Below are 21,763 nucleotides of genomic sequence, written 5' to 3'. Positions count from 1 at the left end.
TTTTGATGGAGCGGATTTTTCGATGCTATAGTATTATACTTGATATTCTTCTCTGCTGTAAAGCCAAATCTCCGCATCCTCTGTGTTCTCTGGTCTGTCTGTACCTTTTCTCATGAAAATCCCTCACTGACCAGAAAACTCCCCCTGTATAATAATCTTTTTTCCTTGCCAGTTATCACAAAATCGCTTATTCTTATGACAGATAAAAAATCTCATATACATCATATACAAAGGAGGAACGATTTTTATGGCAAAGATCGATCATGCAGCGATCCGTACTTCTTCTTATGAAGATGCACAGAAATTTTTTGAAGATGTTTTTGACATGCATATGTGGCGGGAGATCGGGGAAAAACCAGAGCGCAAATGCTGGTTCCGGGAAGGTATCCAGCTCTGTGAAGTTTCTGCCATCAACACAGATGCAGAGAACGGATATGACCACATTTCCATTGCCGTTGATTCTGTGGAAAAAACAATGGAAAAGATCAAAGCTTATCCGGTAAAGCCGATCAATGACCACTGGTTTTCTCTTCCGGATGGAACAAGGATCGAGCTGAAACTGCTGGCTAACTGGAAGGTTAACGACTGATATAGCACGTTAAATCAATATATGGGAGCACTGAAACCAGCTTTCCTTGCCTACAGCGTAACTATCTATGGCATAAAAAAAGATCAGATGAGAATGATTTCATTCAACATTCATTCTCACCTGATCTTTTTTATAACTTTATTTTTTACATACTGATGATTCCAAGCACGTTTGCAATGGAACTTAACAGTACAATGATCAGGCAGACAGGTGCCAGATACTTAATAAAAAACTTGTACAGCCCTTTTCTGCGGAATTTCGAAGACTGCTCGATCTCCGCTGCAATCCTGTCATATCCCACAACACGTGTTACCAGGAAACAGGTGGCAAGTGCTGCCAGCGGCATCATCACGGAGTTTGTCATAAAGTCAAAGAAATCCAGGAAATTCATTCCGAAAATCTTCAGGAAATCCAGCACTCCATATCCCATGGAAGATGCAGTACCGATCACAAGCATGATCACAGCCATCAGGATACAGCATTTCGCCCGGCCCCAGTGAAGCTCATCCATAAAGGTAGATACACTTGTCTCCATCAGAGAAACCGCACTGGTAAGTGCCGCAAGAAGGACCAGCACGAAAAAGAGGATTCCTGCGCCGGTTCCTACTCCCATGGTTGCAAAAACCTTCGGCAGTGTGATAAACATCAGCGATGGCCCCGCCTGCAGAGTCTCCGGATTTCCGCCGGAAAAAGCAAACACAGCCGGAATGATCATAAGTCCTGCAAGGATGGCAATCCCTGTGTCAAAGATTTCCACCTGTGTGGTAGACTGTTCCATATCCAGTTTCTTATGCATATAGGAACCATAGGTATATAAGATACCCATTGCAATAGAAAGCGAATAAAACATCTGACCCATGGCTGTCACAACTGTCATCCAGGAAAAATTCTTAAAGTTCGGAATCAGGAAATATTTTACTCCTTCCATAGCTCCTGGCCGTGTCATTGAATAAATGGCAACAATCACAGCCAGAACTACCAGAACCGGCATCATGATCTTTGACATAAGTTCTACGCCATTTTTTACGCCGCCAAGGATGATGGCAAATACCAGCACTGCAAACACCAGAAACCAGGCTTCCACCTGCCAGGAATCCGCAATAAAACTTCCAAAATAACCATCTTCGGAAACCTTCTGCACATTTCCTCTTAAATACTCCACCAGATACTTGATAACCCATCCACCGATGGTGCTGTAATACGGCACGATCAGCATCGGGATCACGGCGTTCAGCCATCCACCGATCTTAAACGGTGCGCTCTTTCCAAAATGTTCAAATGCTCCGACCGGACTCTTACGCGTCATTCTTCCCAGCGCTGTCTCCGACATGATCAGCACATATCCAAATGACACGGTCAGCAGGATATAAACCAGCAGGAACATTCCTCCGCCGTACTTCGCCGCCAGGTAAGGAAAACGCCAGATATTTCCCAAACCTACCGCAGATCCGGCAACAGCCAGCACATAACCGATCTTCCCGGAAAAACGTCCCCGCTGATGATGGCTGTGACCGGATTTTTTCACTTCACTCATCCATAAAACCCTCCTTAAATTCCTGTGTAAAAAAAACTCCCACAGGATCGCGCCTATGGGAAGTCCGTATGATAATATAGTATCAAAAAATGGGGGAAATGTCAAAAGAAAGGATAATGTCCTTTTCTTACATAAAAAGCCCCAGGAACCATAGGTTCCCAGGGTCTGATGTTCTGATATTCGATATGTCGGTCTGATTATCGTTTGGAGAACTGCGGAGCTCTACGAGCAGCTTTGAGACCGTATTTCTTACGCTCTTTCATACGTGGATCACGTGTAAGGAATCCAGCAGCTTTAAGAGCTGGTCTGTAGTCGTTGTCTGCCTCGAGAAGGGCTCTGGAAAGGCCATGACGGATTGCTCCAGCCTGTCCTGTGTATCCACCGCCGCGAACGTTAACGATCACGTCGAATTTACCCTCTGTCTCTGTTAAAGCCAGTGGCTGACGAACGATAACTTTCAGAGTCTCAAGTCCGAAGTACTCATCGATGTCTCTTTTATTGATAGTGATTTTACCTGTTCCAGGTACCAGGTAAACTCTTGCGATTGATTTCTTTCTTCTTCCTGTTCCGTAGAATTTTGCGCTAGCCAATGTTTTCTACCTCCTATTAAAATGTTAAAACTTCAGGCTTCTGAGCCTCATGTTTGTGCTCTGGTCCTGCGTATACGAAAAGTTTCTTGTTCATAGCTCTTCCAAGAGGTCCTTTCGGAAGCATTCCCTTAACTGCGAGCTCGATAACCTTCTCAGGTTTCTTTGCTAACATTTCTTTTAATGTGGTTTCTTTCATTCCACCAACATAGTCGGAGTGGTTATAATAAATCTTCTGCTCAAGCTTCTTGCCTGTAACTTTGATCTTATCAGCGTTTACAACGATTACATAATCTCCTGTGTCAACGTGCGGTGTAAACTGAGGTTTGTTCTTTCCTCTTAAAACACTTGCAACACCGGATGCCAGACGTCCCAGAGTGCAACCCTCTGCGTCAACTACATACCATTTTCTTTCGATTTTATCCGGATTAGCCATATAAGTCTGCATGGTCCTACCTCCTGTTATTTATCAACGATAATGTTTCTCAAACCGCGGTACTTCCGCGAAAAAAAGTAAATGGAAACGCGGGTGCAAAATAAATCGCGGAAATGTCCGAAACCGCTGATAAAATGCCGTCGCCGGGGCTATTGGCTCTAGCATCTTCGCACTACGTCACATTGAGTTATTATATTATAAGGTACCTTGGCTGTCAACTGTTTTTTCTTGTAATTTTCAACAAAATTCCTGTTTTCTCACCTTCCGGTAAACTACGATCTGATACAGCACAACGCTGATCCAGCCGATCCCTGTGGCAAAGGCGACAGCCTCAAGCCCCATCCTGCCGATCAGAAGATAGGACAGAACCACACGGATGGAAATATGCAGTGTGCTTCCGATCACCGGAACGGAAATCTTTCCGATTCCACGGAAGAATCCCACCCCTGCGTTTCCGATGAAATTCAGGATGTAAAAGACAGATACCACATTCATATACAGAACTGCATTTTTCATTACAGTTTCTGACGGATTTCCCATAAGAAGCTGTACTGCTCCTCTTGTCAGAGCTGCCTGCAGTGCCGACAAAATGATGACAAATACGATCATCAGCCCAAGCCCCTGATGAAATCCTTTCAGCGCTCTCTTTTTATCTCCTGCGCCACGGTTCTGGGCCACAAATACAGAGATGGCTGTGGAACCGCTGTCTCCGAAGGAATTGGAAAATCCTTCGATCCTGGTGGTCGCCGTATATGCGGAAATGATCTCTGTTCCGCCGGAGTTTACCGCTCCCTGGACCAGCATCTTTCCAATGTAAATGCTGGACTGGTGAAGTGCCGACACAGCACCGAAATTGGCTGTTCTCTTCAGAAGCGGCAGATCCATCCCCATATCTTTCCGGCTGAAGAAGAAAATGGGATGTTTTTTCCTCATGATCCACAGACATACGCCTGCGGAAAAAAGCTGGGCGATCACAGTTGCCAGAGCGGTTCCGGCAGTTCCCATATGCAGTCCCGGTACAAAAGCAACATCCAGTGCCAGATTCATGCACATGGCAATAAAAAGAGTCCACAGCGGCGTTTCCGTATCTCCGGCAGCCCGGAGCACTGCAGAGCACCAGTTATAAAGGAAGGTGGCAGGAAGTCCGATAAAAATGATCTGAAGATAAGCCACAACATAAGGCTCTACCTCCGGCGGTGTCTGGATCAGGCCCAGCACCGGATACAGAACCAGAAGGCTTACAATACTCAAAACAATGGTAAAGCCCCCTCCCGCGCTCAGCGAAAGGAAGCTTTCTTTTCGAAGTTTTTCATAATTTTTCTGCCCGTAGAGTTCTGCAAAAATAATGGACATTCCATTACATCCACCATTGAGGATAAAGATAAACAGGTTCATGATACTGCCTGCAACGCCAATGCCTGCAAAGGCTTCTGTTCCCACATATCTTCCCACAATAAAAGAATCTATGGTGTTGTAAAACTGCTGCAGGATATTTCCCAGTACCAGAGGAATGGTCAGTGCGATCAGTTCACTCTTAATATTTCCATGCAGCAGATCCTGCGTATTTTTCATTTCAGTGCCTCTTTTTCGTACCTTTTTCAGAAAAACTCGATTCCCATCAGGGTCAGTCCCTGAGCCGGAGCTGTTGGACCTGCCGCAGCCCGGTCACAGGCTTTGAGGATCTTATCCATCCGTTCCGGAGGATACTGTCCGTTTCCAATCTCGATCAGGGTTCCGGAAATGATACGCACCATATTGTAAAGGAATCCGGTTCCGGAAACACGGATGGTCACCATATCCCCGTCTCTCCACACGTCCATGGAAGTAATCGTTCGGATAGTTGTCTTCACCTGGGCACCGGAACCACAGAAACTGGCAAAATCATGGCGCCCGATCAGATAGGAGGTTGCCTCCTTCATCTTATCCACATCCAGCTTGTAATGATAGAAATACGAATACAGTCTTTCTGTGGGAACCGGGAATTTCCGGTTCAGGATACGGTACTCATATGTTTTTTCACTGTCACAGTAACGGGGATGAAAATCCGGTTCCACCTCTTCAGAAAGCTGGATACGGATATCTTCCGGAAGTCTCTGGTTCAGTGCATAGGAAAATTTTTCCCCGGGGATCCTGGACTCGGTATCAAAAACCGCCACATTTCCAAGAGCATGTACCCCTGCATCTGTACGGCTGGCACCGATGGTCTCAATCTTTTCTCCAAGCAGCTCACTTAAGGTATCGTTTAAGACACCCTGAATGGTCGTTCCGTTTGGCTGTGTCTGCCAGCCGGAATAATGCGTTCCATCGTAAGCCACTACAAGTCCTACTCGTTTCATAAAATAATATACCTCCTGATGCAGGCATCTTCTGACACTGCTTATCCATAGCTGAATACTCACAGTCTCACAGGAATCCGCCTGGCTCGGTTACAGTCCCACTACACGGAACGCCACTCCAACTGCAAGATATGCCACAAGGATCACAAATGCAATGTAATCTCTCTTTTCATAATGCAGCGGTTTCATCTGCGTTCTGTGATCACCGCCGTGGTAACATCTGGCTTCCATAGCCATGGCAAGGTCATTGGCACGGCGGAACGCAGAAATAAACAGCGGTACAAGAAGTGGTACCATGTTTTTTGCCTTCTGGATCAGGTTTCCGTTTTCAAAATCCGCACCTCTGGCGATCTGTGCCTTCATGATCTTATCAGTCTCCTCCAGAAGGATCGGAATAAACCGAAGGGCAATGGACATCATCATTGCAATCTCATGAACCGGCACATGGATCTTATTCAGCGGGCGGAGAAGTCTCTCAAGACCGTCTGTCAGATGATTCGGTGTGGTAGTCAGTGTCATAATGGATGAGCCGATCACAAGGTAAACAAGACGGATCGCCATTCTTCCAGCAAGAACAAGACCTTCCTTCGTAACCTTGATGATTCCAAAACGCCACAGTACTTCACCTGGCGTCAGGATAATATTGAACACAACGGTGATCAGAAGGATCATCACAATGGCCTTCAGACCTTTGAACATGAATTTCACAGGAACTTTTGAAATTGCGATCATGGCCACCAGAAATACCGTTGCCACCGCATATCCAAGAAACGTATGGAACAGGAACACGGAAATCAGAAATCCCAGAGTTCCCAGGAATTTGGTCCGGGGATCCAGTCTGTGAAGAACGGATTTTGCCGGATAATACTGGCCAATGGTAATATCTCTGATCATTTTTCCGCTCCTCCTTCTTTCAACAGCGGAGAATCTGAAGCTTTCAACGCAGCAAGAATGCTGTCTCTGGCCTCTTCCACTGTTGTGGCATCTGCATCCACATTCAGTCCATGCCCCTTCAAAGCATGCATGATATAAGTGATCTGCGGTGCTGCAAGTCCCATGGTTTCCAGTTCTTTATAATGGGAAAAAACTTTCTTGGGAGTATCATCAAATACCGCTTCTCCGTGGTTCATAACAATAAGCCGTTCCACATATTTCGCAATGTCTTCCATGCTGTGGGACACCAGAACAATGGTGATTCCTCTCACTTTATGAAGTTCCGCGATCTGATCCAGGATATCATCCCTGCCCTTCGGGTCAAGACCTGCTGTAGGCTCATCCAGGATCAGGATCTTCGGATTCATGGCGAGCACGCCTGCAATGGCCACTCGTTTCTTCTGGCCTCCGGAAAGTTCAAAAGGAGATTTTTTGAAATTGGATTCTTTTACTCCAACATGTGTCAGTGCCTGCTTCGCTTCCTTCTCCGCTTCCTCTCTGGAAAGTCCCTGATTCATAGGTCCAAAACACACATCGGAAATCACATCATTCTCAAAAAGCTGATGCTCCGGATACTGGAACACCAGGCCAACTTCGCTGCGTAGCTGCTTCCGGTCGTATTTTTCCGCCCACACATCTTCTCCGTTATACAGAACCTGTCCGGATGTAGGCTGTACCAGTGCATTCAGATGCTGGATCAGCGTGGATTTTCCGCTTCCTGTGTGTCCGATGATCCCGATAAACTGGCCGTCCGGGATCACCAGGCTGACATCTTTCAGCGCATGGCTCTCATAGGCTGTCCCGGGGCTGTAGGTATAGGTTACATTTTTTAATTCGATTGACATAATGCGCTCACCAGCTCCTCTGTAGTCAGTATTCCATCCGGAACATCCACACCGGATTTCTTCAGTTCATATGCAAGAAGTGTTACCTGCGGTACATCCAGGCCGTATTTTTTGAGGGTATCCACCTGGGAAAAGATCTCTTTTGGATTTCCCTGCATCACAACATTTCCACTGTCCATGACATAGACACGGTCTGCATGGATCACTTCCTCCATGTAATGCGTGATCAGGATAACGGTTACTTTTTCCTTACGGTTCAGTTCCCTCACAGCCTCCAGAACTTCTTTCCGTCCGTTGGGGTCCAGCATGGCGGTTGGCTCATCCAGAATGATACATCGCGGACGCATGGCCATCACACCGGCAATGGCTACACGCTGTTTCTGGCCTCCGGAAAGTTTGTTTGGTGACTGATAGCGATAAGCTGTCATGCCAACTTTTTCCAGGCTGTCATTCACCCGTTTCCAGATATCATCCGTAGGGATTCCCATATTTTCCGGGCCAAACCCCACATTCTTCTTCCACAACAGTTCCTATGATCTGGTTGTCCGGATTCTGAAATACCATTCCAGCCTTCTGGCGTACTTTCCAGAGTTTGGTCTCTCTGGCAGTATCAATCCCGTCCACCAGCATGGTTCCCTCTGTTGGGATCAGAAGCGCATTCATATGCTTTGCCAGTGTGGATTTTCCAGAGCCATTATGTCCCAGAACTGCCACAAATTCTCCTGCTTCAATGTCCAGGTTTACATCATTGACTGCACGCTGCATGTCTACTACATTGCCATCGTCATCATATCTCTGATAGTCAAATCCCAGCTTGAGCGCCTTGATAATTCCCATCTTTTTGTTCTCCTTAATCCTCTGTAGCTGCCGGTTCAGCAAGTCCGGTCAACTCGTCGATCAGTGCCCATATCTCGTCTCTTCCCTGCTTGGTTTCTGCAGAAAAAGGAAGGATTTTTCCTTCTTTCGGAAGGCCCAGTCCAATACGGATCTCCTTGAGGCTTTTTGCCACCTGGCTGCGTTTCAGTTTATCAAGTTTGGTTGCGATGATCACCGGCTCATATCCATTGTGGCAGATCCAGTCATACATCTGCTTGTCATTGGCAGAAGGTTTGTGGCGGATATCCACCAGAAGAAAAACTGCACGGAGCTCTTTGGAATTGTGAAGATAGCCCTCGATCATTTTTCCCCATTTTTCCTTCTCTGCCGCGGAAACCTTGGCATAGCCGTAGCCTGGCAGGTCTACGAGATACATTGCTTCATTGATATTATAAAAATTGATGGTCTGTGTTTTTCCAGGCTGTGCACTGGTTCTTGCCAGGGCCTTGCGGTTCATCAGACCATTGATCAGGGAGGATTTCCCTACATTTGATTTTCCCGCAAAAGCTACCTCCGGCCTTCCTGTGTCCGGGATCTTGCTTGTGATTCCGCAGACAATATCCAGTGATACGTTTTTGATTACCATTCGTTGTTCCTCCCTTTTCTCGGAAAAGCCCTGTCCTGAAAAACAGGGCAGGGTTTTTTCTGTTTTTGTCTATGCAAGAGCTTCACCAAGAACTTCTTTCATATTGTCCACAAACTGGATATTCAGCCCCTGGATGATCTCTTTATCCATCTCCTCAATATCCGGACGGTTTTTCTCCGGAACAAGGACTTCTTTTATCTTTGCGTATTTGGCTGCAAGCAGCTTCTCTTTCAGTCCACCGATTGGAAGCACGCGGCCTCTTAAGGTGATCTCACCGGTCATGGCAAGATCCGCACGCACCGGTTTTTCGATAATTGCGGACAGCATGGCAGTTGCCATGGTTATACCTGCGGACGGGCCGTCTTTTGGAACAGCACCTTCCGGGATATGTACATGCATATCATGTTTCTGGAAAAATTCCGGATCGATCTTATACTGATCTGCTACAGAACGGATATAGCTGATGCCTGCCTGTGCAGATTCTTTCATCACATCGCCCAACTGTCCGGTGAGAAGCAGTTCTCCTTTTCCAGGCATGATGTTGACCTCGATCTGAAGGGTATCGCCGCCTACCTGTGTCCAGGCAAGGCCACGGGCAATTCCGATCTCATCCTTCTCATTGGCCATCAGATAGTTATATCGTTCTTTGCCAAGGAATTTGGAGATATTTCTGGATGTGACCACAACTTTATCCTTGCCTTCTTCCATAAGCGCACGTGCGGTCTTCCGGCAGATGCGTCCGATATTTCTCTCCAGGGAACGGACTCCGGCTTCCTTGGTATAGTTGTTGATCAACTTACCGAGAGCTGCCGGCTGGATCACCAGTTTTCCTTCCGGAATCCCGTTGATCTCCATCTGTTTCGGAATCAGATGTTCCCTTGCAATATGTTCCTTCTCATTCTCCGTATAGCCTGGAATTTCCATCAGTTCCATACGGTCAAGAAGAGGTCTCGGGATTCCCTGTACGTCATTGGCCGTTGCAATAAACAGTACTTCGGAAAGATCCTGAGGGATCTCCACATAGTGATCGTTGAACTTACTGTTCTGCTCCGGATCAAGGACTTCCAGAAGTGCCGCAGAAGTGTCTCCCTTATAGTCACTGCTGGTCTTGTCGATCTCGTCAAGAAGCATCAGCGGATTGCTGACTCCGGCTTCTTTCAATGCAACCGTGATCCTTCCGGGCATGGCGCCGACGTAGGTCTTTCTGTGTCCACGGATCTCCGCTTCATCACGGACACCGCCGAGACAGATGCGGACGTATTTTTTGTTCATGGCCTCCGCCACAGAACGGGCAATGGAAGTTTTTCCGGTTCCGGGAGGTCCCACCAGGCAGAGGATCGGGCTCTTTCCCTTGTGGGTCAGTTTCCGGACCGCAAGAAATTCCATGATACGCTCTTTAACATCTTTCAGTCCATAGTGGCCTTCTTCCAGTACTTTCCATGCATTCTCAAGATCCTCGGAATCCTCGGATTTCTTATTCCACGGAAGTGCAAGAACAGTCTCCAGATAGCCTCTCTGTACCGTTGCCTCCGCTGCACTGGCTGCCATTCCTTTAAAACGGCTGATCTCCTTGGAAATCTTCTCTTTTACTTCATCGGATGCATCCAGCTCTTTCAGCTGTTTCTTAAACTCCTCGATATCATCTGCAGTATTATCCTCACCCAGTTCTTCACGGATAGTTTTGAGCTGTTCACGGAGGATATACTCTCTCTGATTCTTATCAATATGGGATTTCACCTTGCGCTGGAGATCTTTGGTGATATGGATCACTTCGATCTCGCTGCCAAGAAGTGCTCCCAGGATCTCATAACGGTCATTCAGAGACACTGCTTCCAGAAGCTTCTGCTTGTTCTGATAGGACATCGGAAGGTTCACCGCAATCTGGTCGATGGTCTCCTTAACATCCTCAATGGTCATGATCTGTGTTACCAGATCTTTGCTTATCTTTCCGCTCTCTCTGCAATATCTCTGGAAAAGTTCCCGGATGCTGCGAAGCATGGCATCTTTCACCGGTTCCGGATACTCCTCTTCCTGGGCGGTAACGATCTCACATTCCGCTTTCAGGTAGGGTCCTTCCTGCTCCAGGCTCAGTATTTCAGCTCTGTCCAGTCCTTCTACCAGAACCCGGTAAAGATCCTGCGGAAGTTTCACCACCTGCTTGATGTATGCAATGGTTCCTACCCGATACAGATCATCAAGTTCCGGTGTTTCCACTTCCGGGTCCTTCTGTGTCAGCAGAAAGACCTTCTGGTCATGGAGCATGGCTGCTTCCACGGCACGGATGGATTTCTCTCTGCTCACATCAAAGTGTACGATCATCTCCGGAAGGACCGTAGTCCCACGTAGAGCAATCATTGGCATTATATTGACCTGATTTGTCATTTATGTCATTCCCTTCATCAAGCTGTTTCCGGCTTGCCTTTCTTTCTCGAACGGGATGTTTTGTGTCCTGCTTTCTTGGCAGGAGACTTGGCCTCCCCGTGGATGATCTCCGGCTCTCCGGTTCCCTCCACTGCCTCTTTTGTGACGATACATTTACGGATGGTATCGTCAGAAGGTGTCTTGTACATCAGATCCATCAGGGTATGCTCCATGATGGCACGAAGTCCTCTGGCACCTGTTTTTCTCTCAAGAGATTTCCGGGCAACTGTCTCAAGTGCCTCATCCTGGAACTCAAGTTCCACACCGTCCAGCTCAAAAAGCTTGTCATACTGCTTGGTGAGGGAGTTCTTAGGCTCTTTTAAGATTCGGATCAGTGCTTCTTCATCCAGGGAATCCAGTGTCACAACAACCGGAACTCGTCCGATAAACTCCGGGATCAGACCGAATTTGATAAAGTCTTCCGGCATAACTTCTTTCAGGACTTCGCCTACATTGCGGTCTTCCTTCTCAGAAACCTCTGCTCCAAAACCAATGGACTTGGTATCCTGTCTTGCCTCGATGATCTTCTCCAGTCCGTCAAAAGCACCACCGCAGATGAACAGGATGTTTGTCGTATCGATCTGGATAAACTCCTGATGCGGATGCTTTCTTCCGCCCTGCGGCGGAACACTTGCAACGGTTCCTTCCAGGATCTTCAGAAGTGCCTGCTGTACGCCCTCACCGGACACATCTCTGGTAATGGAAGTGTTCTCGGATTTTCTTGTGATCTTGTCGATCTCATCAATATAGATGATTCCGTACTGCGCACGTTCAATATCGTAATCTGCTGCCTGAATGATCTTCAGAAGAATATTCTCAACATCCTCGCCAACATAGCCTGCCTCTGTGAGAGTAGTGGCATCTGCGATGGCAAAAGGAACATTCAGAAGTCTCGCCAGTGTCTGTGCAAGAAGTGTCTTACCGGAACCTGTAGGACCAAGCATCAGGATATTACTCTTCTGCAGCTCAACGTCCAGATTTCTGGAAGCAAGAATTCTCTTGTAATGATTGTAAACAGCCACAGAAAGTGCCTTCTTGGCATCGTCCTGACCAATGACATATTCATCCAGGATACTGTGGATCTCTTCCGGTTTCAGAAGGTTGATCCCTGTTTCGTAATCTGCTTCATGATCATACATATTGAATTCTTCTTCCATGATCTCGGAACAGATACCGATACATTCATCACAAATATACGCTCCATCCGGACCTGCGATCAGTTTCCGTACCTGGTCTTCGGTCTTATGGCAAAAGGAGCATCTTACCTTTCCTTCTCTTACTTTATCTGCCATATCTTTTTGTTTCCTTTCTAAACGTAAATGTCCGTCTCCCGCAGACATTTAAAATTCCTTTTTAAAGCAAGATAAGACTCCTGTGTCTTTACAGGAGTCTTTTCTTACGCATTATTTGTGGACTACAACACCATCGATCAGACCATATGCCTTCGCTTCTTCTGCTGTCATATAGTTATCACGGTCAGTATCTTTCTCCACAATCTCAAGAGGCTGTCCGGTATTCGCGGAAAGAATTTCGTTCAGCTTCTTTTTGGTTTTTGCGATCTGGTCAGCTACGATCTGGATCTCTGTAGCCTGCCCCTGTGCACCGCCTGATGGCTGGTGGATCATGATCGTTGAATTCGGCAGTGCGTATCTCTTGCCTTTGGCACCGGAAGACAGGAGGAAAGCTCCCATGCTGGCTGCCATTCCAAGGCAGATTGTAGATACATCACACTTGATATACTGCATCGTATCATAGATCGCCATTCCGGCAGTTACAGAACCACCCGGGCTGTTGATATAAAGCTGGATATCCTTGGAAGGATCTTCTGCTTCCAGGAAGAGAAGCTGTGCAACGATCAGGTTCGCACTGACATCGTTAACCTCTTCTCCAAGGAAAATGATTCGGTCCTTAAGAAGTCTTGAATAGATATCGTAACTTCTTTCTCCTCTGCTGGTCTGCTCAATGACGTAAGGTACTAAACTCATTTTGCCCTCCATTTCCGAGGTTTATTACGCCTCTACAGCTGCATCGGCAACTAATGTAACAGCTTTCTGAACAGCCATATCTTTCTTCATCTGCTCCATCTCGTTCTCACCGATGAGATCTTTTAATTTGTCTGCTTCCATCTTGTACATCTCTGCCATCTTGGAGATCTCTTCGTTAACCTCTTCCTCTGTTGGCTGGATGTTCTCTACCTCAGCGATCTTCTCAAGAACCAGTCTTGTCTGGATTCTCTTAAGAGCCTGTGGCTTCATGTCTTCCATCATCTTCTCAACGCTCTGACCTGTAAACTGGAAGTACTGCTCCATGGAAAGACCCTGGGACTGCATTCTTCTTGCGAAGTCGTCAAGCATCTGACGTGTCTGAGTCTCGATCATTGCCTCCGGAATATCCATCTGGGCATTCTCGATCACTTTATCTACTGCTGCGTCCTCTTTTGCACGACGAGCATCTTCTGCTTTTTTCTCTGTCAGGTTCTTCTTAACGTCTTCTTTGTACTCAGCAAGTGTATCAAACTCAGATACATCTTTAGCGAAGTCATCGTCAAGCTCCGGAAGCTCTTTCGCTTCGATCTTCTTAACGTCGCACTGGAATACTGCTTCCTTACCAGCGAGCTCTTTTGCCTGATACTCCTCAGGGAATGTTACTTTAACTTCTACATGGTCACCAGTCTTGGCACCGACAAGCTGCTCCTCAAATCCCGGGATGAATGTGTTGGAACCAAGTGTCAGCGGATAATCTGTTCCTTTACCGCCCTCGAATGCCTCTCCGTCTACGAAGCCCTCGAAATCGATAGTTGCTGTGTCGCCATTCTCGGCTGCGCGATCCTCAACTGTGATCGTTCTGGAGTTCTTCTCCTGCTCTTTCTTAAGCTCTGCCTCAACTTCCTCGTCTGTTACTTCTGTCTCAGACTTCGGAACCTCAAGTCCTTTATAGTCGCCAAGAGTTACCTCTGGTTTGGTAGCTACTTCTGCTGTAAAGATAAATGGTTTGCCAGGCTCAACCTGTGTTACATCGATCTTAGGCTGGGAAACGATCTCAAGATCACACTCAGCAAGTGCTTTGCTGTAATGCTCTGGGATCAGAGCGTTAGCAGCATCCTCAAGGAATACTCCCTTACCGTACATCTGCTCGATCATTTTTCTAGGAGCTTTTCCTTTACGGAATCCCGGAATGGAAATTCTGCCTTTTGCTTTCTGATATGCGTTCTGCATTGCTTTGTCAAGATCCTCGGCGGAAACCTCGATTGTAAGTTTCGCCATGTTTTTCTCCATTTTCTCAACCTGTAAACTCATGTTTCTTGTTCCTCCTTAATTATATCGAGTAAATACCTTATTATATAAATAGTTAACACTCGCATTTTATATATTTACAGTCATTTCTGTAGTATAGCATAATCACTGTAAAAACGCCAGTATTTTTTTCGCCATATATGGCTCTTATACCGCTGTAAATCCCCTGTTTTCCGTAAAAATCCCGTTCAGAAGCAGTGCAGCTCTTCTGGTTTTCCTTCTTAACCGCAAAAACAGCTCTTCTTTAGTAAAAAATCTCTGTTGAATATACTACAGACTCTGCGATTTCCTCGGCTTTTGCTCTTCCCTCCAGCTGACGGATCAGAGAAAGACTGAAATCAATGGCTGTTCCAAGACCTCTGCTGGTAGTCACATTTCCGTCCACTACTACCGGCTCCAGGGAAGTTCTGGCGCTTGTAAGCTGCTCCATTACAGATGGATAAGATGTGGCATTTCTGCCTTTGAGGAAGCCAAGTCTCTCGAATACACCCGGAGCTGCACAGATAGCTGCCACCTTGCCGCCTTTCTGGTAAAATGATGTGAGAAGCCCGGTCAGCGGTTTGTATTCCTCCAGATATTTTGTTCCTGGCATTCCTCCCGGGATCACAAGCATGTCCGCATCAGAGAAATCACACTCTGAAAATGTGCAGTCTGTAAGAATATTGATTCCGTGAGAGGTTCTGATCTCTCTGGTCTCTTTAATAGATACTGTCTGGATGTCGATTCCTGCTCTCCGCATCAGATCTACCACAGTCAGTCCCTCGATATCTTCAAATCCGTCTGCGAAAAAAATATATACTTTGCTCATAATGTTTTCCGTCCTTTCTTTTTATATTATTCCGGTGCTGTCCGGAGGTTTTTCCATTCCCTTTCATAATGCTTTTTTCCATAAAAAATGTCAAGAAAATTTGCAGGGTAAGTCCGTTGCAAATTATATTTTTTTCATGTAAACTGAGGGCAGTATATTTACAGGAGGAATCGGTTATGGAAATTGAGCGTAAATTTCTTATTAAAAAAGAAAATCTGCCGGAAAACCTGGCTTCTTATCCCTGCCATCGAATCGAGCAGGGTTATCTCTGCACCTCACCGGTGGTCCGCATCCGAAGACAGGACGATGACTATTTTCTCACTTATAAATCCAAAGGACTGATGAGCCGTGAGGAATATAATCTTCCGCTCACCGCAGAAGCTTATGAACACCTGAAACCCAAGGCAGATGGAATCCTCATCACAAAAGACCGCTACGTGATCCCGGAAAAAGGCGGACTTTTTATCGAACTGGATATCTTTCACGGAGAATATGAGGGCGTTCTTCTGGCTGAAGTGGAATTTCCCACAGAGGAAGCAGCCAATGCCTACACCGCGCCGGAATGGTTCGGTGAAGATGTGACTTATTCTACAAAATATCATAACAGCACTATGAGCCAGGGCTGGTAAATGCGATCGCTGTTTGCAGATGCTGCCAGCTCTCAATACCATTGCTGTCACTCCGTGGCCTGTATCTGAAATCACACTTGTATTTCTCATTTGCAGTGCTATAATTAGTGATGCAGGCAGATATAGTTCATTGGTAGAACATCAGCTTCCCAAGCTGAGGAGGCGGGTTCGATTCCCGTTATCTGCTTTCATTGCCAAAGAAGGCACGCGAGTCAGGCGTGTCTTTTTTTATAAATGATTTTAAGGAGGATTTTATTATGAAGATCGGATTTATCGGATGTGGAAATATGGGTTCTGCCATGATCGGCGGTATTCTCCGTCAGGGGATTTTTTCCAAAGAGGACATCATTGTTTCCAACCTTACCCCCGAGGGAAAAGCACGCAGTGAAAAAAATCTCGGCGTTGTCACCACTCTGGATAACAAGGAGGTCGTCAGATCTGCAAAAACTGTTGTTCTTGCCGTAAAGCCTCAGTTTTATGAGGAGGTTCTGGACGAAGTCCACGACAGCCTTACTGAAGAACACACCATTATCGGCATTGCCCCAGGCAAAACCCTTGCATGGCTGGAAGAAAAGGCCGGTCTTCCTCTGAAAGTTGTCCGTTTTATGCCTAATACCCCGGCGCAGGTCGGTGAGGGAATGACTGCTGTATGTGCCAATGAACGGGTTTCACAGGAGGAACTTGCTGAGATTCTTAAGATCACAGACAGCTTCGGATGTACGGAAGTGATCCCGGAACGTCTGATGGATGCGGCCGGTGCTGTAGGTGGCTGTGCACCGGCTTATGTGTTTATGTTCATCGAAGCTATGGCTGATGCCGCTGTCAGCCAGGGAATGCCTCGTAAACAGGCCTACAAGTTCGCTTCCCAGACTGTTCTTGGCAGTGCAAAAATGGTTCTGGAAACCGGACGTCATCCGGGAGACCTGAAAGACATGGTCTGCTCCCCTGCCGGAACTACCATCGAGGGTGTACGTACCCTGGAGAAGAATGGTTTCCGCAGTGCTGTGTTTGAAGCGCTTACTGCTGCTGCTGAGAAGGGTAAAAAATTATAATTTTTTGAAAGCATCTAACGGTCAGGCAGCCAAATATCCTCCGCCTGATCTGATCAGATTCAGCATTGTTACTGACATGAAAAAACTCCGTGTCATTCTGCCGTCATGCAGACTTCACGGAGTTTTTCTGTCTTATGTCAGCTATAGGATCTGATGGGATCTGCAATGCAGCTTCTATTTGCATGCAGGATCATCTCAGCTGTTTTTCTGTCTGCTCATGACTTTACAGAAGTTCGATCAGCGCATCAATATCCTCCATCTTCGTTCCCCAGCTTGTGGCAAAACGGATCACTGTATGATCTTCATCATATTTCTCCCAGAAATCAAACTGAACTTTTTTGCCCAGTTCTTCTTTCTTTTTATTTTCCAGAACTACAAACTGCTGGTTTGTGGGAGAATCCAGATATAACTGATAGCCTTTTTCCTGAAGGGCTTTTTTCAGTTTCATGGCTGTCTCGATGGCATTTTTGCTGATCTTTGTATACAGATCATCGGTAAACAGCGTATCAAACTGAATTCCCAGAAGACGTCCCTTTGCAAGAAGGGCACCCTGCTGTTTTACCATGGTCATGAAATGCTTCGGAGCTTTTTTCGTAAAAACGACTGCCTCTCCGCAAAGTGCGCCTACCTTGGTTCCACCGATATAGAATACATCGGTATATCTGGCGATATCTTCCAGTGTCACATCTGTCTCCGGGCTTACCAGGCCGTAGCCAAGTCTTGCTCCGTCCAGAAACAGTGGAAGATCGTATTTATGGCATACCTCGGAGATTTCTTCCAGTTCCTTCTTTGTATAAAGGGTTCCGTACTCGGTCGGATGGGAAATATAGACCATTCCCGGAAATACCATATGCTCATGGTTCGCATCCCCATAAAAGGTTTCCACATAGTCCGTGATGCTCTCTGCGCTGATCTTTCCATTTTTTTCCGGAAGTGTCAGCACTTTGTGGCCTGTGTATTCAATCGCACCTGCTTCATGACAGCCTACATGACCTGTCTGTGCCGCAAGGACTCCCTCATAACGGTTCAGGACAGATGCGATGATCGTTGCATTGGTCTGGGTTCCTCCCACCAGGAAATACACCTCTGCATCCGGACAGCTGCAGGCTTTCCGGATCTTTTCTTTGGCAGAATCGCAGTATTTATCCGTGCCGTAACCGGAAAGCTTCTCCATATTGGTTTCCAGAAGTTTCTGCAGGATCGCCGGATGAGCGCCCTCGCAGTAATCATTTACAAAATATAACATCTCACATGCTCTCCTCATCTGTATTTTTTGCAATCTTTTTTAAGTATAAATCCCGGAAAATGTTTCTGTCAACCGGCATTGCTCTGTATACTTCTGAAGCTTTTTCACTTTTCTTTTACTGCGTTCTTTGCATATTCCGTCTGCACCAGTTCTTCATACTCTGCACGTTCGCCTAGCTCTCCTGCATCTTCCAAGATATCCTGCAGAAGCTCAAAGCTGTCTTTCTTAAAGATCAGATTTTCTTTCCAGGTGTCCTGATCATAGTACCGCTTCACAATGGTAGTGATCGTGTCGATATCTGTTTCTTTAAACTGGGGTGCGATCACTTCTGCGATCTCCTCCGGCGTATGACTCTGCACATAGTCCATACCTTTCTGAAGTGCATTTGTGAATTTCTGGATGATCTCCGGGTTTTCTTTCATGTAACTTGTTTTTACACTGTAAGATGTGTAAGGCACATACCCGGATGCTTCCCCAAGCGATGCCACCACATGGCCTGCGCCTTCTTTTTCCAGAATTGTGGCAGATGGCTCAAACTCTACGGTATACGCCGCAGAATCATCCCCTGTAAAAGCCGCCGCCGTGGAACCGAAATCAATACTCTGGTCAATGGTCAGATCTTTCTGCGGGTCAATGCCGTTTTTCTTCAGGATATATTCAAATACCATTTCCGGCATGCCGCCTGCCATCACTGCTACCATGTAAATAATCATCTGATATCTGTTTTGCGGTAGTTTCTGCTGATAGATCCGGCAGATATTCTTTGGTAAGCTGCAAGATTTTTTCTTTTGACTTTACAATATGGTATGGCTTCAATGGATTATCTGTGGATTCAAGAATCCCAAGTTTCTTCATTAGCTCAATATATGGAAGAATACTCTGCTTTGTTTTCTTGAATCCAAGGTCAGTAATATGCTCTGACAGATATTTTGCAGAAGTAAACCCACGTTCATCCTCAGCAATCAGTTTCATCACAATCGCAATCATGGTATTTTCTCTTCGATTCATTTCATCAGCAGGACTGTAACTAATCAGATTAGACAAGCCGTATTTCAGTATAATTTCCGGCATCCCGTCTTCGTCCACTACGATTTTTTCAATCAGAAGTTCAATATCTCTTCGGTCAAGGTTGCCTCCTGCAATGATTTTATCTACCACCTCAAGAGCATTTTTTAGTTTATCCTTTACATCAGGCGTTTCTATGGCAGTTTCATTCAGTTCTTTTATCTGCATTTCCAGACCATGAATCTGAGCAAATAAGTCTTTCTGCATAGAATCATACGTTTCATTGATTAAGTCTTCATTTCCAGCAGCGACAGCCAGATCTTTTACTTTTTGGGTAAGCAGAACTTTCAGTTGACTTTTTCGCTCATTGATAGTTGTGTGCAGTTCCTGCCGTTTTTCCGCTATTGTTTTTTTCTCTGCTTCAAAATCCTTTAAATCATAGGTAGAAATAACTTCACAGAGAGCATTTCGACACATCTTGATATAAGTCAGAACATCTTCCATCAGATCATCTTCTTCAATTAAATGTGCCTTGGAGCAATAACGTCTGCCTTTGGTGTTATAAGTGGTACAGATGTAATATTTCCGTTCCTTGCTGGAAGTTTTGCGTTTAATTGGTGTAAGGCGGCTGCCACAGTCTTTACAGAACAGGCAACTGCCAAAAGGATTCGGAATCTCTGAGCCAAGCCACTGCCCCCGGCTTCCCCGATAATTGGTACGGTTACGTTTTTCCTTTAATTCCTGTACCAACGCAAAGGTAGCCTTATCAATAATTGCCGGGTGATGATTCTCAAAAATACATTGTTCTTCCTTTGGCACACGTTTATCTTTTCCATGAACCGTATTTCTTGCACGTTTTTTCAAACGAAAAGTACCAATGTAAAAATCATTATCCAGTATTTCTTTTATCATAGCATCAGACCATTTAGAAGCTACCTGTCTTTTAGACAGTCTGCCTTCTTCTATTTCACGTTCACGCTGTATCATAGAGGGAGTGGGTGCGCCCTGTTCGGTCAGATACGTGGCAATCTTGCGGTAGCCGGAACCGGAAAGATATAAGTCATAAATTTGTTTAATATATTCTGCTTCTTTTGGTACGATTTCCAGAACAGTCTTATCTTTTTCATTGCGGCGATAGCCAAACGGCGGTCTTGTAATCAGTGTTCCCTCTTTCTGTCTGGCTCCTATGGCACGCTTGATTTTTTTACTGGTGTCTTTGACATATCGTTCATTAAACCATGTCTTAATACCAATCGTATCGTCACTAGAATCCATAGAATCATAATTATCGTCAATCACAACTAGATGCTTGCCACGTTCCTGAAATTCATCCAGAAGCAGCAGAACCTTTGCATTATGTCTGCCAAGACGTGAAAAATCTTTGACATAGACAGTATCAATATCTTTGCCCAGATCAGCCATCATCTGTTGAAATCCCGGTCTGTCAAAGATATAGCCGGAAATGCCATCATCTTCATACCAGCAGTCAATAACCACACCATGATCTGCTGCGTATTGATTGATAATCAGTTTCTGATTTTCTATGGAAACATAATTCCTTTTATCATCGTCTCTTGAGAGACGAACATATCCTGCATTCATAGATATTTCCTTTCTGAAATGTAAATATAATTCTTAAGCACTATGTAATTATATTATATATATAAAACAAAAAAATGTATATAATAAAATATTAGAATAAAAAGATATGTAGTGCCAGCTACTATTGTTTGAGCGCGAAAGCATGTAGAACTTAAATAACAATTTCTGAATTTTTCTTTGCCCATGACGTAAAATCATAGTATAATATTATACAAATTATTTTAACCCCATATAAGAAAGGAATTCAAAAATCATGGCTGAAATGAAAATCCCAATAGATTTAGATAATAGAATAAGCAACGCCGTTGATTTCTTTTGGACTACGCGAACTGGACAAAAGAGTAAACAAGATAATTCTGCTGTTCATGATCAAGGTAACCGTGGTGCCGTAACAGGTGGTAAACAGCTAGACGGCTTCGTGGATTTAATATCAGAAATACTTATTATGAATGGTGTTCCAAAAACAAGTATTTTCACAAGTTCCAACCTGGAACTTCCAGGCTTCTATCGTCCCAACAAAAAATGGGATTTGCTTGTTGTTGATAATAACGAATTGGTTATCGCCATTGAATTCAAAAGTCAGGTCGGACCATCTTTTGGTAATAATTTCAATAATCGCACAGAAGAAGCTATGGGAAGTGCATTAGATATTTGGACAGCTTATCGAGAAGGTGTATTTGGATCTCAGAATGCACCTTGGCTTGGTTATTTTATGGTTCTTGAAGATTGTAAAAAATCAACTGATCCAGTAAATGTGCGTTCACCACATTTTCAAGTTTTAGATGAGTTTATTGACGCTTCTTACAAGGATAGGTATCAAATATTTTGCAATAAGCTTTTATTAGAAAGACAATATAGTGCTGCTTGCTTTATGACAACAAGTAAAGGCGAGAATACTAATTCTTATGCGTGCCCTAACTACAAATTGTCGTATATTGCTTTCATCAGATCAATGCTTGGTGCGGTATTGACTCATTTTTAGGCG

At 45.2% G+C, this 21,763-nt stretch carries 19 protein-coding genes, 1 tRNA gene and 2 pseudogenes; 5 read left to right on the top strand and 17 right to left on the bottom strand.

Features of this window, described 5'->3' with window-relative positions:
• Positions 1-247: 247 nt before the first annotated feature.
• Positions 248-589: a VOC family protein gene (locus AC04Q6_RS12315; protein WP_021977822.1), complete on the top strand. Its 342-nt coding sequence runs from the start codon at positions 248-250 to the stop codon at positions 587-589.
• Positions 590-734: 145 nt separating this feature from the next.
• On the opposite strand, the gene AC04Q6_RS12310 is transcribed toward AC04Q6_RS12315, so the two are convergent.
• From AC04Q6_RS12310 to AC04Q6_RS12245, 14 genes and pseudogenes are all read right to left on the bottom strand, one after another.
• Positions 735-2,123, bottom strand: a complete 1,389-nt coding sequence (locus tag AC04Q6_RS12310) for a sodium-dependent transporter (protein ID WP_118070965.1) — start codon at positions 2,121-2,123, stop codon at positions 735-737.
• 197 nt (positions 2,124-2,320) lie between these two features.
• A complete protein-coding gene (gene rpsI, locus AC04Q6_RS12305) occupies positions 2,321-2,713 on the bottom strand; it encodes a 30S ribosomal protein S9 (protein ID WP_021977820.1) in 393 nt (130 codons plus the stop codon).
• Positions 2,714-2,729: 16 nt separating this feature from the next.
• On the bottom strand, positions 2,730-3,158 hold the full coding sequence (gene rplM, locus AC04Q6_RS12300) for a 50S ribosomal protein L13 (RefSeq protein WP_021650595.1): 429 nt from the start codon (positions 3,156-3,158) through the stop codon (positions 2,730-2,732).
• A gap of 225 nt (positions 3,159-3,383) precedes the next feature.
• The gene (locus tag AC04Q6_RS12295; protein WP_118061980.1) at positions 3,384-4,718 is read right to left on the bottom strand and encodes an MATE family efflux transporter; all 1,335 of its coding nucleotides are present in this window, start codon (positions 4,716-4,718) and stop codon (positions 3,384-3,386) included.
• Positions 4,719-4,744: 26 nt separating this feature from the next.
• A complete protein-coding gene (gene truA, locus AC04Q6_RS12290; RefSeq protein ID WP_118061981.1) occupies positions 4,745-5,482 on the bottom strand; it encodes a tRNA pseudouridine(38-40) synthase TruA in 738 nt (245 codons plus the stop codon).
• Positions 5,483-5,572: 90 nt separating this feature from the next.
• The gene (locus tag AC04Q6_RS12285; RefSeq protein ID WP_021977817.1) at positions 5,573-6,376 is read right to left on the bottom strand and encodes an energy-coupling factor transporter transmembrane component T family protein; all 804 of its coding nucleotides are present in this window, start codon (positions 6,374-6,376) and stop codon (positions 5,573-5,575) included.
• The gene (locus AC04Q6_RS12280) at positions 6,373-7,260 is read right to left on the bottom strand and encodes an energy-coupling factor transporter ATPase (protein WP_118070967.1); all 888 of its coding nucleotides are present in this window, start codon (positions 7,258-7,260) and stop codon (positions 6,373-6,375) included. Before AC04Q6_RS12280 ends, AC04Q6_RS12285 begins: the two co-directional genes overlap by 4 nt.
• Positions 7,245-8,097, bottom strand: a pseudogene (locus AC04Q6_RS12275) (energy-coupling factor transporter ATPase). The gene AC04Q6_RS12280 and the pseudogene AC04Q6_RS12275 overlap by 16 nt, the downstream one beginning before the upstream one ends.
• Before the next feature lie 13 nt (positions 8,098-8,110).
• On the bottom strand, positions 8,111-8,722 hold the full coding sequence (yihA, locus tag AC04Q6_RS12270; protein ID WP_021977814.1) for a ribosome biogenesis GTP-binding protein YihA/YsxC: 612 nt from the start codon (positions 8,720-8,722) through the stop codon (positions 8,111-8,113).
• 69 nt (positions 8,723-8,791) lie between these two features.
• Positions 8,792-11,104: an endopeptidase La gene (gene lon / locus AC04Q6_RS12265; protein WP_118070968.1), complete on the bottom strand. Its 2,313-nt coding sequence runs from the start codon at positions 11,102-11,104 to the stop codon at positions 8,792-8,794.
• A 17-nt stretch (positions 11,105-11,121) separates the two neighbouring features.
• Positions 11,122-12,435, bottom strand: a complete 1,314-nt coding sequence (gene clpX, locus AC04Q6_RS12260) for an ATP-dependent Clp protease ATP-binding subunit ClpX (protein ID WP_118062065.1) — start codon at positions 12,433-12,435, stop codon at positions 11,122-11,124.
• 111 nt (positions 12,436-12,546) lie between these two features.
• Positions 12,547-13,128: an ATP-dependent Clp endopeptidase proteolytic subunit ClpP gene (gene clpP / locus AC04Q6_RS12255; protein WP_021977811.1), complete on the bottom strand. Its 582-nt coding sequence runs from the start codon at positions 13,126-13,128 to the stop codon at positions 12,547-12,549.
• A 24-nt stretch (positions 13,129-13,152) separates the two neighbouring features.
• Entirely contained in the window at positions 13,153-14,439 is a 1,287-nt protein-coding gene (gene tig / locus AC04Q6_RS12250) for a trigger factor (RefSeq protein ID WP_021977810.1), read from the bottom strand.
• A 241-nt stretch (positions 14,440-14,680) separates the two neighbouring features.
• The gene (locus tag AC04Q6_RS12245; RefSeq protein ID WP_118061984.1) at positions 14,681-15,247 is read right to left on the bottom strand and encodes a DJ-1 family glyoxalase III; all 567 of its coding nucleotides are present in this window, start codon (positions 15,245-15,247) and stop codon (positions 14,681-14,683) included.
• 173 nt (positions 15,248-15,420) lie between these two features.
• Between AC04Q6_RS12245 and AC04Q6_RS12240 the strand changes: the two genes are divergently transcribed.
• The 3 genes from AC04Q6_RS12240 to proC all read left to right on the top strand — a co-directional run bounded on the left by AC04Q6_RS12240 (position 15,421) and on the right by proC (position 16,925).
• Positions 15,421-15,873: a CYTH domain-containing protein gene (locus AC04Q6_RS12240; RefSeq protein ID WP_021977808.1), complete on the top strand. Its 453-nt coding sequence runs from the start codon at positions 15,421-15,423 to the stop codon at positions 15,871-15,873.
• Between the two features lie 116 nt (positions 15,874-15,989).
• Positions 15,990-16,060 (top strand) — tRNA-Gly (locus AC04Q6_RS12235).
• Positions 16,061-16,130: 70 nt separating this feature from the next.
• The gene (gene proC / locus AC04Q6_RS12230) at positions 16,131-16,925 is read left to right on the top strand and encodes a pyrroline-5-carboxylate reductase (RefSeq protein ID WP_118070969.1); all 795 of its coding nucleotides are present in this window, start codon (positions 16,131-16,133) and stop codon (positions 16,923-16,925) included.
• A 223-nt stretch (positions 16,926-17,148) separates the two neighbouring features.
• Here proC and AC04Q6_RS12225 read toward each other — a convergent pair whose 3' ends face one another.
• The 3 genes and pseudogenes from AC04Q6_RS12225 to AC04Q6_RS12215 all read right to left on the bottom strand — a co-directional run bounded on the left by AC04Q6_RS12225 (position 17,149) and on the right by AC04Q6_RS12215 (position 20,778).
• Entirely contained in the window at positions 17,149-18,171 is a 1,023-nt protein-coding gene (locus AC04Q6_RS12225; RefSeq protein WP_021977806.1) for a threonine aldolase family protein, read from the bottom strand.
• Between the two features lie 104 nt (positions 18,172-18,275).
• A pseudogene (locus AC04Q6_RS12220) lies at positions 18,276-18,854 on the bottom strand (ABC transporter substrate-binding protein); the annotation flags it as partial.
• Positions 18,829-20,778, bottom strand: a complete 1,950-nt coding sequence (locus AC04Q6_RS12215; protein ID WP_476389706.1) for a recombinase family protein — start codon at positions 20,776-20,778, stop codon at positions 18,829-18,831. The gene AC04Q6_RS12215 and the pseudogene AC04Q6_RS12220, both read right to left, overlap by 26 nt.
• A 253-nt stretch (positions 20,779-21,031) precedes the next feature.
• Here AC04Q6_RS12215 and AC04Q6_RS12210 point away from each other — a divergent pair, with 253 nt between their 5' ends.
• Positions 21,032-21,760, top strand: a complete 729-nt coding sequence (locus AC04Q6_RS12210) for a PaeR7I family type II restriction endonuclease (protein WP_476389705.1) — start codon at positions 21,032-21,034, stop codon at positions 21,758-21,760.
• The last annotated feature ends 3 nt before the right edge of the window (positions 21,761-21,763 follow it).

It is taken from the genome of Blautia sp. HA9023, assembly GCF_056504095.1.
This window is presented reverse-complemented; position numbering and strand designations above follow the sequence as displayed.

What these genes read in the sequence shown, in the direction of transcription:
- AC04Q6_RS12315 (WP_021977822.1), top strand. Translation starts at nt 248, where the DNA reads ATGGCAAAGATCGATCATGCAGCGATCCGTACTTCTTCTTATGAAGAT.
- AC04Q6_RS12310 (WP_118070965.1), bottom strand. Translation starts at nt 2,123, where the DNA reads ATGAGTGAAGTGAAAAAATCCGGTCACAGCCATCATCAGCGGGGACGT.
- rplM (WP_021650595.1), bottom strand. Translation starts at nt 3,158, where the DNA reads ATGCAGACTTATATGGCTAATCCGGATAAAATCGAAAGAAAATGGTAT.
- AC04Q6_RS12295 (WP_118061980.1), bottom strand. Translation starts at nt 4,718, where the DNA reads ATGAAAAATACGCAGGATCTGCTGCATGGAAATATTAAGAGTGAACTG.
- truA (WP_118061981.1), bottom strand. Translation starts at nt 5,482, where the DNA reads ATGAAACGAGTAGGACTTGTAGTGGCTTACGATGGAACGCATTATTCC.
- AC04Q6_RS12285 (WP_021977817.1), bottom strand. Translation starts at nt 6,376, where the DNA reads ATGATCAGAGATATTACCATTGGCCAGTATTATCCGGCAAAATCCGTT.
- AC04Q6_RS12280 (WP_118070967.1), bottom strand. Translation starts at nt 7,260, where the DNA reads ATGTCAATCGAATTAAAAAATGTAACCTATACCTACAGCCCCGGGACA.
- yihA (WP_021977814.1), bottom strand. Translation starts at nt 8,722, where the DNA reads ATGGTAATCAAAAACGTATCACTGGATATTGTCTGCGGAATCACAAGC.
- lon (WP_118070968.1), bottom strand. Translation starts at nt 11,104, where the DNA reads ATGACAAATCAGGTCAATATAATGCCAATGATTGCTCTACGTGGGACT.
- clpX (WP_118062065.1), bottom strand. Translation starts at nt 12,435, where the DNA reads ATGGCAGATAAAGTAAGAGAAGGAAAGGTAAGATGCTCCTTTTGCCAT.
- clpP (WP_021977811.1), bottom strand. Translation starts at nt 13,128, where the DNA reads ATGAGTTTAGTACCTTACGTCATTGAGCAGACCAGCAGAGGAGAAAGA.
- tig (WP_021977810.1), bottom strand. Translation starts at nt 14,439, where the DNA reads ATGAGTTTACAGGTTGAGAAAATGGAGAAAAACATGGCGAAACTTACA.
- AC04Q6_RS12240 (WP_021977808.1), top strand. Translation starts at nt 15,421, where the DNA reads ATGGAAATTGAGCGTAAATTTCTTATTAAAAAAGAAAATCTGCCGGAA.
- proC (WP_118070969.1), top strand. Translation starts at nt 16,131, where the DNA reads ATGAAGATCGGATTTATCGGATGTGGAAATATGGGTTCTGCCATGATC.
- AC04Q6_RS12225 (WP_021977806.1), bottom strand. Translation starts at nt 18,171, where the DNA reads ATGTTATATTTTGTAAATGATTACTGCGAGGGCGCTCATCCGGCGATC.
- AC04Q6_RS12215 (WP_476389706.1), bottom strand. Translation starts at nt 20,778, where the DNA reads ATGAATGCAGGATATGTTCGTCTCTCAAGAGACGATGATAAAAGGAAT.
- AC04Q6_RS12210 (WP_476389705.1), top strand. Translation starts at nt 21,032, where the DNA reads ATGGCTGAAATGAAAATCCCAATAGATTTAGATAATAGAATAAGCAAC.